The organism is Pantoea sp. X-Soil-YNGN-785, assembly GCF_059730585.1.
This window is the reverse complement of record NZ_AP035942.1, coordinates 46,979-60,386: the sequence shown is the minus strand read 5'-3', so window position 1 is coordinate 60,386 and position 13,408 is coordinate 46,979. Positions and strand designations below refer to the sequence as shown.

Sequence of the window (13,408 nt, the reverse complement as noted above, 5' to 3'; positions counted from 1 at the left end):
ATGAAATTTATTGTTGAACGTGAGCAGCTGCTGAAGCCGCTGCAGCAAGTAAGTGGCCCGCTGGGCGGTCGTCCGACACTGCCGATCCTTGGAAACCTGCTGCTGCAGGTAACGGAAGGGTCGCTGTTACTGACCGGTACCGATCTGGAAATGGAGATGGTCGCGCGCGTAGCGCTGACGCAGGCGCATGAGCCTGGCTCCACCACCGTGCCAGCGCGCAAATTCCTCGATATCTGTCGCGGATTGCCGGATGGCGCAGAAATTACGCTGGCGCTGGAAGGCGATCGCATGCTGGTTCGCTCTGGCCGCAGCCGTTTTTCGCTGTCGACTCTGCCCGCCAGTGACTTCCCGAATCTGGACGACTGGCAGAGTGAAGTTGAATTCACCCTGCCGCAGGCAACGCTGAAACGGTTGATCGAAGCAACTCAGTTCTCGATGGCGCATCAGGATGTGCGTTACTACCTCAACGGCATGATGTTTGAAACCGAAGGGGAAGAGCTGCGCACCGTGGCCACTGATGGTCACCGTCTGGCCGTTTGCTCTATGCCGATTGGTCAGGCGCTGCCGAGTCATTCGGTAATTGTGCCACGTAAAGGCGTGATTGAGCTGCTGCGTCTGCTTGATGGCGGCGAGAATCCGCTGCAGGTTCAGATTGGCGGCAGCAACATCCGGGCGCATGTCGGTGACTATATCTTCACCTCTAAGCTGGTTGATGGTCGTTTCCCCGATTATCGCCGCGTATTGCCGAAGAATCCCGACAAAGCGCTGGAAGCCGGCTGCGATCTGCTCAAACAGGCGTTTGCCCGTGCGGCGATCCTCTCGAATGAGAAGTTCCGCGGCGTTCGCCTCTATATCACTGAAAATCAGCTGAAGATCACCGCTAATAACCCTGAACAGGAAGAAGCGGAAGAGATGCTGGACGTCAGCTACAACGGCACCGAGCTGGAGATTGGCTTCAACGTCAGTTATGTGCTGGATGTGCTGAACGCGCTGAAGTGCGAAAACGTCCGCCTGCTGCTGACGGATTCGGTGTCGAGCGTGCAGATTGAAGATGTAGCAAGTCCCGCAGCGGCCTACGTCGTGATGCCCATGCGCTTGTAGGTGTTACATATCGGCCTGGCTTACTTGCCATTCTGATTCCGGGCAGTGCTCGCCCCTGGTCACATACTTCAGTATGCTCCCAGGGTCTGCGCGCTGGCCTGAACCAGACTGGCGTCGACGCCGACGGCCTGGTGACGGCGATATCGGGCAAACCTGCTTCGCCGTCAACGCACTGGATTGTGTTATAAGGCAAACCCATTTCATCCCGACTATTGCCCTTCACGCTGGATTGATTCATGGCTTTAACCCGCCTTCTTATCAAAGATTTTCGTAATATCGAGCAGGCTGACCTGCAGCTGGCACCCGGCTTTAATTTCCTGGTGGGCGTCAACGGCAGCGGGAAAACCAGCGTTTTAGAGGCGATCCATACGCTGGGGCATGGCCGCTCGTTTCGCAGCCTGCAGGCGGGCCGCGTAATCCGTCACGACGAGGCAGCGTTCGTACTGCACGGACGACTGGAAAGCAAAGAGCGGGAAATCTCCGTCGGGCTGACCAAAAACCGGGCCGGTGACAGCAAAGTGCGCATTGATGGCAGCGATGGACACAAGGTCGCGGAGCTGGCGCAGCTGCTGCCGATGCAGTTAATTACGCCGGAAGGCTTTAGTTTGTTGAATGGCGGCCCCAAATACCGCAGAGCCTATGTGGACTGGGGCTGTTTCCATAACACGCCCGGCTTCTTTAACGCCTGGAACAATATGCGCCGCCTGCTTAAGCAGCGAAATGCGGCGCTGCGCCAGGTTTCACGTTACAGCCAGATTCGTCCCTGGGATCAGGAGCTGGTTCCGCTGGCGGAACAGATCAGCCAGTGGCGGGCGGAATACAGTGCGGCGATTTCAGCGGAGATCACTGCCACCTGCGCCCAGTTTCTGCCGGAGTTTGAGCTGCGCTTTTCCTTCCAGCGTGGCTGGGACAAAGAGAGCGACTACGCCGAACTGCTGGAACGTAATTTTGAGCGCGATCGCGCACTGACCTATACCGCCAGCGGCCCCCATAAAGCCGATTTTCGTATTCGCGCTGAAGGGACGCCGGTCGAAGATTTACTCTCACGCGGGCAGTTGAAACTGCTGATGTGTGCATTGCGTCTGGCACAGGGCGAGTTCCTGACAAGCCAGAGCGGACGCCGCTGTATTTACCTCATTGATGACTTTGCTTCTGAGCTGGATGAAAGCCGTCGGCGCCTGCTGGCGGACCGGTTAAAAGCCACTCAGGCTCAGGTGTTTGTCAGCGCCATTTCTGCCGGACATGTAATCGACATGACCGACGAAAAGGGCAAGATGTTCCGCGTGGAACAGGGTAAAATAGCGGTTCAACCTGAAGATTAAAATGAGCGAGAAACGTTGATGTCGAATTCTTATGACTCCTCAAGTATTAAAGTCCTGAAAGGACTTGATGCGGTACGCAAACGCCCGGGCATGTATATCGGCGATACCGATGACGGTACCGGTCTGCATCACATGGTATTCGAGGTCGTGGATAACGCAATCGACGAAGCGCTCGCTGGTCACTGTAGTGACATCGTAGTCACTATCCATGCGGATAACTCCGTCTCGGTGCAGGATGATGGACGCGGTATTCCAACCGGTATTCACGAAGAAGAGGGCGTTTCCGCCGCTGAAGTGATCATGACCGTGCTGCATGCGGGCGGTAAGTTCGACGATAACTCCTATAAAGTCTCCGGCGGCCTGCACGGCGTGGGCGTCTCTGTCGTTAACGCCCTGTCGCAGAAGCTGGAGCTGACCATTCGTCGCGAAGGCAAAGTCCATCAGCAGATTTACGTCCACGGCGTACCTGAGGCACCGCTGGCGGTCACTGGTGATACCGACATCACCGGTACCCGCGTGCGTTTCTGGCCAAGCTATGAAACCTTTACCAACGTGCGCGATTTCGAGTATGAGATTCTGGCAAAACGCCTGCGCGAACTGTCGTTCCTGAACTCGGGCGTGTCGATTCGCCTGGAAGACAAGCGTGATGGCAAAACCGACCACTTCCATTACGAAGGCGGTATCAAGGCGTTTGTTGAGTACCTCAACAAAAACAAAACTCCGATTCACCCTACCGTGTTCTATTTCTCTACCGAGAAAGATGGCATTGGCGTGGAAGTGGCGCTGCAGTGGAACGACGGCTTCCAGGAAAATATTTACTGCTTTACCAACAACATCCCGCAGCGCGATGGCGGTACGCACCTTGCCGGTTTCCGCGCAGCGATGACGCGTACCCTGAATGCCTACATGGATAAAGAGGGTTACAGCAAGAAAGCCAAAGTCAGCGCCACCGGTGATGATGCGCGTGAAGGCCTGATCGCCGTGGTTTCGGTAAAAGTGCCGGATCCAAAATTCTCCTCACAGACCAAAGACAAACTGGTCTCGTCAGAGGTGAAATCGGCGGTTGAGCAGCAGATGAATGAACTGCTGGCAGAATACCTGCTGGAAAACCCGTCAGACGCCAAAATCGTCGTGGGCAAAATTATCGATGCCGCACGTGCCCGTGAAGCAGCACGCCGCGCCCGTGAAATGACCCGCCGTAAAGGCGCGCTGGATCTGGCTGGTCTGCCAGGTAAGCTGGCGGATTGTCAGGAGCGTGACCCGGCGCTCTCTGAAATCTACCTGGTGGAGGGTGACTCCGCAGGCGGCTCGGCCAAACAGGGCCGTAACCGTAAAAACCAGGCGATTCTGCCGCTGAAAGGTAAGATCCTGAACGTTGAGAAAGCGCGTTTCGACAAGATGCTCGCCTCGCAGGAAGTGGCCACGCTGATCACCGCACTGGGTTGCGGTATTGGTCGCGATGAGTACAACCCGGACAAGCTGCGCTATCACAGCATCATCATCATGACCGATGCCGACGTCGATGGTTCACACATCCGAACCCTGCTGCTGACCTTCTTCTATCGTCAGATGCCTGAAATCATTGAGCGCGGCCACGTCTATATCGCCCAGCCGCCGCTCTACAAAGTGAAGAAAGGCAAGCAGGAGCAGTACATCAAAGATGACGAGGCAATGGACCAATACCAGATCGCTATCGCCCTTGACGGTGCAACGCTGCATACCAATGCCAGCGCGCCTGCGCTGGGCGGTGAGCCGCTGGAGACGCTGGTCTCTGACTTCAACAGCACCCAGAAGATGATCAAGCGTATGGAACGCCGTTATCCGATGGCCATGCTGCGTGCGATGATTTATCACGACACGCTGAGCGACCTGAGCAACGAAGCAGAGGTCACTACCTGGCTGAACGGCCTGGTGAGCTATCTGACGGAGCGTGAAGCGCACGGCAGTACTTATCTGGCACAGGTGCGTGAAAACCGCGAACTGAACCTGTTCGAGCCGGTGCTGCGCGTCCGTACCCACGGTGTGGATACCGACTATCCGCTGGAAGCTGAGTTTGTTCAGGGACCTGAGTACCGCAAAATCTGTGCTCTGGGCGGCAAACTGCGTGGTCTGCTGGAAGAAGATGCTTACATTGAACGTGGTGAGCGTCGTCAGCCGGTGGCAAGCTTCGAACAGGCGATTGAGTGGCTGGTGAAAGAGTCGCGTCGCGGCCTGTCGGTCCAGCGCTATAAAGGTCTGGGCGAGATGAACCCGGATCAGCTGTGGGAAACCACCATGGATCCAGACAGCCGTCGTATGCTGCGCGTCACTATTAAAGATGCGATCGGTGCTGACCAGCTGTTCACGACCCTGATGGGCGATGCGGTCGAGCCGCGCCGCGCCTTCATCGAAGAGAATGCGCTGAAAGCGGCCAATATCGATATTTAACAGATAGCGGACATAAAAGGCCATCACTCAGGTGATGGCCTTTTTTTTGTGCCGTATGGGCGAAAACCCGGCGAGGCGGGTCCTGCTGCCCGCATGCTGCGACCCCGATCACGTTTTAACCCGCTGAGCTCCCTTACTCTTGCCTCTCTTTGCGCTATTCCGGCGCACTCATTTTTACAGGGAGTTACACCATGATTGTTTGCGATCGTCACGACTGGGACAGAGAACGTCACGCCTTTCATCCGGTCATCGATCAGGCGATAAGCTGGATTGCGGAAACCGATTTCAGCCAGCTGGACACCGGCAAATATGAGATTTTGCCTGACAACAAAATGTTCTGTCTGGTGCAGGAGATGATGACCGAACCGGCCAGCGCGCGTCGTGCAGAGTCCCACTTTAACTACATCGATATTCAGTATCTGCTGGCAGGCACCGAGAATATTGGTGTGGCCCGCGCCCATCCCGATCAGCACATCACCGAAGATTTCGCCCAGGAGCGTGACGTCGTTTTTTATCAGAAAATATTAAATGAGTCAGTGATTACGCTGCTGCCCGACATGTTCGCGCTGTTTTTCCCGCACGATATTCATCGCCCCTGCTGCGCGCCAGGCGAACCCGCAACTATCCGAAAAGCCGTAATTAAAATCCACCGCGATCTCTTTACCGCCTGACCCTGGCGGTTTCCTGGCCATTCCCGCCTGCCAGGAAACTAGTCAATGTGCGCTGAATCGCGCTAGCATTGAACAAAACCCAGACGCTACGAGGACTCTATGGCTATTAAATTGATCGCTATCGACATGGATGGCACCCTGCTCAATCCGCAACATGAGATCACGCCGGGGGTGAAATCCGCCCTGGATCGTGCCCGTAAGCAGGGCGTGTCGATTGTGCTGACCACGGGTCGGCCGTTTGTAGGTATCCAGCGCTATCTGATGGAGCTGGATATGCAGGCGCCCGGCCAGTACGCGATCAGCAACAACGGTGCGCTGGTTCATCAGGCGGCAGATGGTGAGTGTGTGGCAGAAGTGACGCTGACCTTTGACGATTACCTCTACATTGAGAATCTGGCACGTGAGCTTGGCGTCCATTTCCAGGCGTTCGACAAATCTCATCTCTACACGCCGAACAAAGACATCAGTGAATACACCATCCATGAAGCGAGCCTGACCGGCATTCCGGTGCGCTATCGCGCGGTGGAAGAGATGGATCGCGCTATGCGCTTCCCGAAACTGATGATGATCGATCGGCCCGCCCTGCTCGACGCGGCGATTGCCCGCCTGCCCGAGCATGCTCAGCAGACTTACACCATCCTGAAAAGTGCGCCGTATTACCTCGAAATCCTCGATCGCCGGGTGAACAAAGGCCAGGGCGTCAGAATGCTGGCGGAGAAGCTCGGCCTGAAGCAGGAAGAAGTGATGGCGATTGGCGATCAGGAGAATGACCTGGCGATGATTGAATATGCTGGCACGGGTGTCGCCATGGGTAATGCCATTGATTCTGTTAAGAAAATCGCGCAGTTTATCACTAAAACCAATATGGAAGATGGCGTCGCTCATGCCATTGAAGAGTTAGTGCTGTAACGGCCCTGTTCTCTGCCGGGCCGCAGCGGCCCGGCTCCCTTACCCCGCCAAAAAAGCTGCACCGCAAAACGGAATCGCGTAATTTGTCGGGCAACGCTTTCTCCGTGAGTTTCATCATGTCAGAAAAACAGATCACCTTTGCTGCCCGTCAGCATCAGCTCACCAATATCAATGTCTGGACGGCCGACAGCCAGTGGCTGGCGTTTGACGTCCGTCCATCAGGTGCCTCCTTTACCAGCCAGACCATTGAGCGGGTCAATGTGATGACCGGTGACGTTGAGGTGCTCTATCAGGCCCGGCACGGTGCCCACGTCGGCGTCGTGACGGTCAGCCCCGATCTGCCCCCACGCTACGTCTGCATTCATGGCCCGGAACATCCCGATGACAGCTGGCAGTATGACTTCCACCACCGGCGCGGTGTGATCGTTCAGAACGGCGCGGCGGTGAATCTGGATGCCTGCGATATTACACCGCCCTTTACCCCTGGCGCGCTGCGCGGCGGCTCGCATGTACATGTCTTCAGCCCCGATGGTTCACGCCTGAGCTTTACCTACAATGACCATGTCATGCATGAGCTGGATAGCCGTCTCGATCTGCGCAACGTCGGTATCGCGGTGCCGCTTCACGCGGTGACGCCGGTTAAACAGCATCCGCGCGAGTATGACGGCAGCTATTTCTGCCTGCTGGTGAGCAGAACGCATGCGGAACCGCAGCCAGGCAGTGACCAGATTAATCGTGCTTATGAGGAGTGCTGGGTCGGTGAGCGTGGCTATCAGAAACCGGACGGCAGCTGGCAGCGCTGGGCCATCGCTTTCATTGGCGACACGCTGACGGCGCAGGGCGAGAAACGGCCTGAAATTTTTATTGTTGATCTGCCGGACGCGCTGGAGGATTACGCCCGCGCCGGAGAGAGGCCGCTGGAGGGCAGCAGCCAGCAGTTACCTGCGCCACCGGCTGGTGTGCAGCAGCGTCGCCTGACGCACAGCCGTGGCGTGGCGCTACAACCGCGCCATTGGCTGCGTACTGCGCCCGATGGCAGCCAGATCGCGTTTCTGATGGCGGATGCCGGCGCGGTGATCCAGCTCTGGACGGTCTCTCCCAACGGCGGCGAACCGCGTCAGATCACCGAACTCAGCCACAGCATTCAGTCCGCTTTTAGCTGGCATCCTGACGGCCAGTCAATTGCCTTTATCTGCGATAACAGCGTGATGCGATGTGAGGTTGAGAGCGGCACGTGTCAGCGTCTGACACGCAGAACGGAAGAAGCACCGTCAGGTGACGCGGTAGTCTGGTCACCGGACGGGTCACAAATTGCTTTTATGCGTGAGGTGAATGGCTGGCGGCAGCTCTTTACGGTTGCGGCTGTGACCGCATAGGTGGCATAGGCTGCGCCTGCGCAAGGCTTTCCTGGGTATGCGCCAGCCTTTCGCTCTGCAGGATACGTTCACGTGGGGAGTCGAGAGATTTGTCTTTGTCGCTACGGTAGTAGTCCCACGGCAGCAGCAGCGTATCCAGCACGGCAGAGAAAGGAAGATCGATTAACGCCAGCGGCTTCAGCGCCCAGCTGGTATCACCATCCGTCAGCATGTCGGCACTGGCACGGGTGCCGGGATAATAGCCCTGACTCGCACCGGTATGAGACATCACGCTGGAACAGCCTGTTGTTGCCATAGCGCAGCACACCATTCCAGCCAGAGGTAAGGTCTTCATCAATTTCATCATCATCATCCCTTCAGCCATGGCATAAGCCTGGCTGAGTTGGCTTGCCAGACAACGTCAACACTCTGGGGCGAAGTCCGTCTGCGTCTGGCAAAAGTAGTCCTGAGTGTATGTCATTTCCGCAATTTGGCGAAAAAAATTGCATTTCGCCCTCTTGAAAATCGTTTTGTGACACCCATTTTTAGTTTACGGACGCACTCACCGTCGCCGCAAGGGACAGTGAGGTGCCGTATCCAGCCTGTCCAGTTGTGGAAGGTTGCCAAAACTTGCTGAATTTCAGGAGTCTTAATATGCGTAACTTTGATCTCACCCCACTTTATCGCTCTGCTATCGGTTTTGATCGCCTGTTTAACCTGCTCGAATCTAATCAGAATCAGAGCAATGGCGGCTATCCTCCCTATAACGTTGAACTGGTCGATGAAAATCACTATCGCATTACCATTGCGGTGGCCGGTTTTTCTCAGAGCGAACTGGATATCACGGCGCACGATAACGTGCTGATCGTGCGGGGTGCCCATCCTGAAGAGCAGGCCGAGCGTAAGTACCTGTATCAGGGTATCGCCGAGCGTAACTTCGAGCGTAAATTCCAGCTCGCCGACCACATTGTGGTACGCGATGCCCGCCTTGAAAATGGTCTGCTGAGCATCGATCTTGAACGACTGGTGCCGGAAGAGGCGAAACCACGCCGTATTGAGATTCTGAAGTAATTTCTGACAAACGCCGCGTTAGCGGCGTCAGACTACTGACAAAGCCAAAGCTGGGTGAACCTGGCAGCAACGCATTCGCTAAAAGCGCAGGGAATAAGGTCAGAGGAGGAAAGCGTCCCGCGCCAGGGATGGCGTGGGCCGAGCGTGCCAGGGATGGCGGTTTTTGCGACTTTCCGATCTGACTTTGTTCCCTTCGCTGGCTGGATCTTACAGCGAGCCAGGGCAGACTTTTTCAACAATCTCAACGCCGCGCATGCGGCGTTTTTTTGCTCTTATGGCTATCTTTAAAGCTGCGTTCGCATCGCCAGACGCTGACCCAGCACGCCACCAAACACATTCACCAGCAGCCCCAGAATAATCACCCCCGCCCCCAGCATCTGCTGACCAGATAGGTGCTCATCCAGCACCAGCGCGGCAGTAATGATCCCTACCACCGGTACCAGCAGCGACAGCGGCGCGACGCGCCAGGTTTCATAGCGACTCAGTAAATTCCCCCAGATAGCGTAACCGACAATGGTGGCGACAAACGCCAGGTAGAACAGCGCCAGCACGGTCTGCAGGCCGATATGCAACAGGCTGTTGACGATGGCGGCCTGCCCCTCAAACAGCAGCGAACAGGCAAAGAAGGGAATGACCGGCACCAGCGCACTCCAGACCACCAGCGACATAATCGGCACACTGCGGTTCCGCATAATAATCTTATTGGTGATATTCCCCAGCCCCCATGACAGCGCCGCCGACAGGGTCAGCATCATAGTCGTCAGCGTAATCCCGGCGCTGGTCTGCCCTTCCATCCCCGCCGTCGCCAGCATAAACATCCCCAGCGTGGCGATAATAATCCCGACGATATGATTCCAGCGCAGCTTCTCTGCCAGCAGCAGCGCACCCAGCAACAGGGTAAAGAACGCCTGCGCCTGCAGCACCAGCGACGCCAGACCGGCTGGCATGCCGAGCTTAATCGCCAGAAACAGAAACGCAAACTGACCAAAACTGATGGTCATGCCGTAAACCACCAGCCAGCGCAGCGGGATCGGCGGGCGACGCACAAAGAAAATAGCGGGAAAGGCGACCAGGGCGAAACGCAGTCCGGCCAGCAAAAAAGGCGGCATGCCCTGCAACCCGAGCTTAATCACCACAAAATTCACGCCCCACGCTACCACCACGCACAGCGCTAACAGCATATCTTTTACCGACATCTGAAACTCCTTGAGCCGCCGTCAGGCGGTGATCGCAATCGGGGAGGCGATATCAGCACAACAGCCTTCACCCACGATGCGAAAATAGTCATCTGCAGCCAGCGCGATCGACTTCTCCAGCTCGCCCGCGTTAAACCATAATGTGCCGACCTGCTGCAGCCGGGTATCGACCCTCAGCGCCAGCCGGTCATCAAAACTAAACGGCGGCACAGCCCCCATCACACAGTCGGTCAGTGCCTGCGCCAGCTCTGGCGCGGCGAACGAGGACTTTTTGCCGCCAATGGCGCGCGCCGCGCTTTTGAAATTGATCCGACAGTCACCCGGCACAATCGCCAGCAGCTGACGCGATGGCGCACCGTCCGGCATAGTGACCTCCAGTACCATCGCTTTGGCCGCCTGGCCCAGCGCGTTGCCGCGAATCTGGCTGATCTGATCGGTCTGCCCGACTGCCTCATGCTCCACCACGCGGTAGCTGGCCTGATGCTGATCCAGCAGCGCAGTAATTTTTTCAAACGTCGTCATTCCCTTCTCCTCTTCTGGCAAAAATTCCTGCACAACCCGGCTTAGCTCCAGGCGATAGCGTGTTTCATCTTTTTATCGGTCAGCCCGAAAAAGAACCCCATGGTGATGCGGGTATCACCTTCAACCCGGTCGATCTCGTGATAAAAAGCAGGATTAAACAGATAGATATCACCACTGCGTGGTGAAAATTCGCAGATCTCGCTGTTTTCAATCACACCACTGCGATAGCCCAGCTCACCGGCGGTTTTGAACTGCTCATCCTCCGGCATCCACTTTTTGTTGTAGATACGTAGCGCGCCACCTGCGTTGCACTCCTGCAGGCAGACCACGCAGCTGAGCTGATGCAGGATCTGCGTCACCACCAGCGAGGTCTTTGCGGCGTCGCGCACGATATTGTCGTTATGCAGCGGGTTCGCGACGCCATCCGCATGAAAGCGCACGATAGAACCGGCGTAGTCGCCACGACCCGGCTCATGGGCGATGTTTAAACTTTCCAGCCGCAGCGCATGCTGCACCCAGCCGTAAATCAGTTCACGCAGCTGGTTCAGCGAGGGCGGCAACGCCGGCTGGATATCACGCAGCTCGGTAAAATAGTTATCGGGTGCCGCCGTATGGCGCGCCAGATAGGGACCAAGCGTGGTCAGCGCGCCATTGGGATAGTGAGAGACACGGATCTTTTCCCGGCAGCGCTGCAGGTCAGCCACCACCGTTTCCCGCACCTCTGGCGTCAGGAAATTACGCAGCACCAGCAGCGGCACCCGTGCAGTGACGATGTCATCCAGCCAGGTCGATTCCACAAACATGTTGGGATTAATCACGCGGAACTGATTGAAAATAGCCATGTTTATCACTCCCTAAACGGTATTTCATAGAGTTCATGATTGTTCATTCGCCGCCAGCTGCCGGCGCTGCCTGGTATTGTTACGGGTTCAGAGGCGATCAGCGTGCAACCGTCCTGTTGCCGAAAATGCATCGTAAAGTAGTCAGGGAAAGGCGTATCGTGCGGATGCCACTGCCACGCCCAGGCTTTGTCGCGGGTGACAAAAATGGCATTGCCTGCGCTACCGCCTGGCTCAACCTGCGCCATCTTTGCGCGCAGATAGTCGCGGGTGAAATCGGCGGGTGTGGTCTGATCCACCAGGTAGCGCAGATACTCTTCGGAATCGAAGCGGGATTCCGCCAGGCCAAGCTGGCGGTAAATCGTCGGCAGAAAGCCGTTATGCATCATGTACCACTGATGTCCGGCGCTGTTGCGCCACAGCGGATGCGAAAATTCGATCCCCTGATTTTTACTCAGCGTGGCGTGACGCACATGCACCGCCAGAAAGCGGCTGCGCAGGCGATCCACATCAATGCCCGGCAGGGCGTCGGCGAACGGGCCGGTGCCGTGCAGGGTTCGAATCTCGCCCTCTTCCAGCCACAGACAGCCCCAGCCGTTGGGATGCGATTTAATCGGGCCATCGTGTTCAGCGCCTTCACCGCAGCTCATGGCGCGCGCCGCCTCTAAAATCTGTGCGCTGTCGAACTGACCATGCGCCAGAATCATCCTGCACATACTTTGTCTCTCCCGGCTGTAACGGATTGCGCGGCAATCACCTGCTGAAAGGTGGTCATAATGGGTTCGCGCGTAGCGGCCGTCAGGCTGAACGTTGCCAGAATGCCCGCGTGTCGGGTCAGATCGGCATAGAGTGAGGATCGGGGTGAAACCTGTAATGCCGGCAATCTGAGTGGTGGCAACAGCGCACCCTGCTGATGCTGATCAATCCAGCGTTCAGCCGCCTGAAGCTGCGCCGGTTGCCGTAACCGCAGCTGGCCGACCGCACCGGGTGGGGTGAAGGTAAAGACAGGCAGTGCACCGCCCGCTTCCAGCCGGAAGGTGACTTCCGCCCAGTTGATGCCCGTCGTCGCCTGCACCAGCGTCGCCACGCCCATGCCGGAGAGCCGGAATCCCATCTCCAGGAAATGCGGCACGCCATTCACCACGATGAAATCGATGTGAAACGCGCCCTGACGATAGCCAAAGGTTTCGCAGCAGAAGGTCATCAGACTGCTGAACGACGCTGGCAGGGCTGCTGCTGCCATCGCCACATGCCCCGACTCATAAAAGCTGACGCAGCCTTCGCTATCCCGGTGCTGCTCAATGACCTTCTGGCAACAGGTCAGCGCCAGGGGATGCCCCTGATGCACCACGCCCTGCAACGAAAACTCCTCGCCGATCAGCGCACTTTCCACAATAAAGCCGCTGAAGCCGCGCCCGCCGTAGTTCATGGTCTGTACCAGCTGTGTTACTACGCTGTGCAGCTGATCGGCGCGCTCAATCAGCCAGATGCCCAGCCCGCCGCCGCCATCCACCGGCTTCACGACACAGGGATAGATCAGCGCCTGTTCCGCATCCAGAATGCTGAGCGGCGAGGCAAAAAAGCGGAACTCCGGCTGCGGAAAGCGCGGCCAGGCTTTTTTCAGCGCCATGCGCTGCGCATATTTATCCAGCGGAATAAAGGCGGCGGGCGCGTCAGGCCCGGCCAGCATCTCGCGCAGCCGTCCGGCGCTGGCGTTGTAGGCTTCAAAACCCGCCAGCACCACCAGCGGATGCGCCAGCAAACCGGCATGGAGATAGGCCTGCATGACCTCCCACGGATTCTCAGGACGGTCGAGGCGGATAATCAGATCAAACGGCAGCGCCAGACTTAACGACTGGTAATCGACAAAATCGCCCATTTCCGCCAGCACGGTGAAATAGCCATCGCGCTTTGCCACCTCGCAGTAGGGGTTCTGGCCATCGCGGGTGGCGCCAATTTGCAGAAAAATCTTTTTCATCGCCTTGCCTTACCGGG

The 13,408-nt window shown here is 57.0% G+C and carries 13 protein-coding genes; 7 read left to right on the top strand and 6 right to left on the bottom strand.

Translation table 11 applies throughout. The annotated features are described in order from the left end of the window. The 6 genes from dnaN to AC6I8E_RS00250 all read left to right on the top strand — a co-directional run bounded on the left by dnaN (nt 1) and on the right by AC6I8E_RS00250 (nt 7,806). The gene (dnaN, locus tag AC6I8E_RS00275; RefSeq protein WP_033734661.1) at nt 1–1,101 is read left to right on the top strand and encodes a DNA polymerase III subunit beta; all 1,101 of its coding nucleotides are present in this window, start codon (nt 1–3) and stop codon (nt 1,099–1,101) included. A 236-nt stretch (nt 1,102–1,337) separates the two neighbouring features. Continuing rightward, on the top strand, nt 1,338–2,423 hold the full coding sequence (gene recF, locus AC6I8E_RS00270; protein WP_013359603.1) for a DNA replication/repair protein RecF: 1,086 nt from the start codon (nt 1,338–1,340) through the stop codon (nt 2,421–2,423). 18 nt (nt 2,424–2,441) lie between these two features. Then, a complete protein-coding gene (gene gyrB, locus AC6I8E_RS00265) occupies nt 2,442–4,850 on the top strand; it encodes a DNA topoisomerase (ATP-hydrolyzing) subunit B (protein WP_013359602.1) in 2,409 nt (802 codons plus the stop codon). Nucleotides 4,851–5,041: 191 nt separating this feature from the next. Beyond that, nucleotides 5,042–5,521, top strand: a complete 480-nt coding sequence (locus tag AC6I8E_RS00260) for a NanQ anomerase/TabA/YiaL family protein (protein ID WP_013359601.1) — start codon at nt 5,042–5,044, stop codon at nt 5,519–5,521. Between the two features lie 99 nt (nt 5,522–5,620). Then, entirely contained in the window at nt 5,621–6,430 is an 810-nt protein-coding gene (gene yidA, locus AC6I8E_RS00255; RefSeq protein WP_033784374.1) for a sugar-phosphatase, read from the top strand. Between the two features lie 116 nt (nt 6,431–6,546). Next, complete coding sequence (locus AC6I8E_RS00250; RefSeq protein ID WP_195857523.1) at nt 6,547–7,806, top strand: YidR family protein; 1,260 nt, start codon at nt 6,547–6,549, stop codon at nt 7,804–7,806. Here the strand turns inward: AC6I8E_RS00250 and AC6I8E_RS00245 are convergent. Then, nucleotides 7,781–8,149 carry a YceK/YidQ family lipoprotein gene (locus AC6I8E_RS00245; protein ID WP_236263131.1) on the bottom strand — a complete coding sequence of 123 codons (369 nt, stop codon included), beginning with the start codon at nt 8,147–8,149 and terminating at the stop codon, nt 7,781–7,783. The two genes, AC6I8E_RS00250 and AC6I8E_RS00245, sit on opposite strands and share 26 nt — an antisense overlap. Nucleotides 8,150–8,439: 290 nt before the next feature. Between AC6I8E_RS00245 and ibpA the strand changes: the two genes are divergently transcribed. Next, nucleotides 8,440–8,856 carry a small heat shock chaperone IbpA gene (gene ibpA / locus AC6I8E_RS00240; RefSeq protein WP_003849623.1) on the top strand — a complete coding sequence of 139 codons (417 nt, stop codon included), beginning with the start codon at nt 8,440–8,442 and terminating at the stop codon, nt 8,854–8,856. Between the two features lie 284 nt (nt 8,857–9,140). Here ibpA and AC6I8E_RS00235 read toward each other — a convergent pair whose 3' ends face one another. Genes AC6I8E_RS00235 through AC6I8E_RS00215 form a run of 5 tightly spaced genes read right to left on the bottom strand, consistent with a single transcriptional unit; the run spans nt 9,141 to nt 13,391 of the window. Then, the gene (locus AC6I8E_RS00235; protein WP_195857524.1) at nt 9,141–10,052 is read right to left on the bottom strand and encodes an EamA family transporter; all 912 of its coding nucleotides are present in this window, start codon (nt 10,050–10,052) and stop codon (nt 9,141–9,143) included. Between the two features lie 21 nt (nt 10,053–10,073). Next, nucleotides 10,074–10,574 carry a YbaK/EbsC family protein gene (locus AC6I8E_RS00230; protein WP_013359596.1) on the bottom strand — a complete coding sequence of 167 codons (501 nt, stop codon included), beginning with the start codon at nt 10,572–10,574 and terminating at the stop codon, nt 10,074–10,076. Nucleotides 10,575–10,615: 41 nt separating this feature from the next. Beyond that, entirely contained in the window at nt 10,616–11,416 is an 801-nt protein-coding gene (locus AC6I8E_RS00225) for a 2OG-Fe(II)-dependent halogenase WelO5 family protein (protein ID WP_013359595.1), read from the bottom strand. Between the two features lie 5 nt (nt 11,417–11,421). Next, nucleotides 11,422–12,129 carry a class II glutamine amidotransferase gene (locus tag AC6I8E_RS00220; RefSeq protein ID WP_013359594.1) on the bottom strand — a complete coding sequence of 236 codons (708 nt, stop codon included), beginning with the start codon at nt 12,127–12,129 and terminating at the stop codon, nt 11,422–11,424. Beyond that, nucleotides 12,117–13,391 (bottom strand): ATP-grasp domain-containing protein, encoded by a 1,275-nt coding sequence (locus AC6I8E_RS00215; RefSeq protein ID WP_110331117.1) that lies wholly within the window; start codon nt 13,389–13,391, stop codon nt 12,117–12,119. Before AC6I8E_RS00215 ends, AC6I8E_RS00220 begins: the two co-directional genes overlap by 13 nt. Nucleotides 13,392–13,408 lie beyond the last annotated feature (17 nt).

Coding starts and splice junctions, on each gene's coding strand:
- AC6I8E_RS00260 (WP_013359601.1), top strand. CDS start 5,042: ATGATTGTTTGCGATCGTCACGACTGGGACAGAGAACGTCACGCCTTT.
- dnaN (WP_033734661.1), top strand. CDS start 1: ATGAAATTTATTGTTGAACGTGAGCAGCTGCTGAAGCCGCTGCAGCAA.
- AC6I8E_RS00225 (WP_013359595.1), bottom strand. CDS start 11,416: ATGGCTATTTTCAATCAGTTCCGCGTGATTAATCCCAACATGTTTGTG.
- yidA (WP_033784374.1), top strand. CDS start 5,621: ATGGCTATTAAATTGATCGCTATCGACATGGATGGCACCCTGCTCAAT.
- gyrB (WP_013359602.1), top strand. CDS start 2,442: ATGTCGAATTCTTATGACTCCTCAAGTATTAAAGTCCTGAAAGGACTT.
- AC6I8E_RS00250 (WP_195857523.1), top strand. CDS start 6,547: ATGTCAGAAAAACAGATCACCTTTGCTGCCCGTCAGCATCAGCTCACC.
- AC6I8E_RS00245 (WP_236263131.1), bottom strand. CDS start 8,149: ATGAAATTGATGAAGACCTTACCTCTGGCTGGAATGGTGTGCTGCGCT.
- AC6I8E_RS00230 (WP_013359596.1), bottom strand. CDS start 10,574: ATGACGACGTTTGAAAAAATTACTGCGCTGCTGGATCAGCATCAGGCC.
- AC6I8E_RS00235 (WP_195857524.1), bottom strand. CDS start 10,052: ATGTCGGTAAAAGATATGCTGTTAGCGCTGTGCGTGGTGGTAGCGTGG.
- recF (WP_013359603.1), top strand. CDS start 1,338: ATGGCTTTAACCCGCCTTCTTATCAAAGATTTTCGTAATATCGAGCAG.
- ibpA (WP_003849623.1), top strand. CDS start 8,440: ATGCGTAACTTTGATCTCACCCCACTTTATCGCTCTGCTATCGGTTTT.
- AC6I8E_RS00220 (WP_013359594.1), bottom strand. CDS start 12,129: ATGTGCAGGATGATTCTGGCGCATGGTCAGTTCGACAGCGCACAGATT.
- AC6I8E_RS00215 (WP_110331117.1), bottom strand. CDS start 13,391: ATGAAAAAGATTTTTCTGCAAATTGGCGCCACCCGCGATGGCCAGAAC.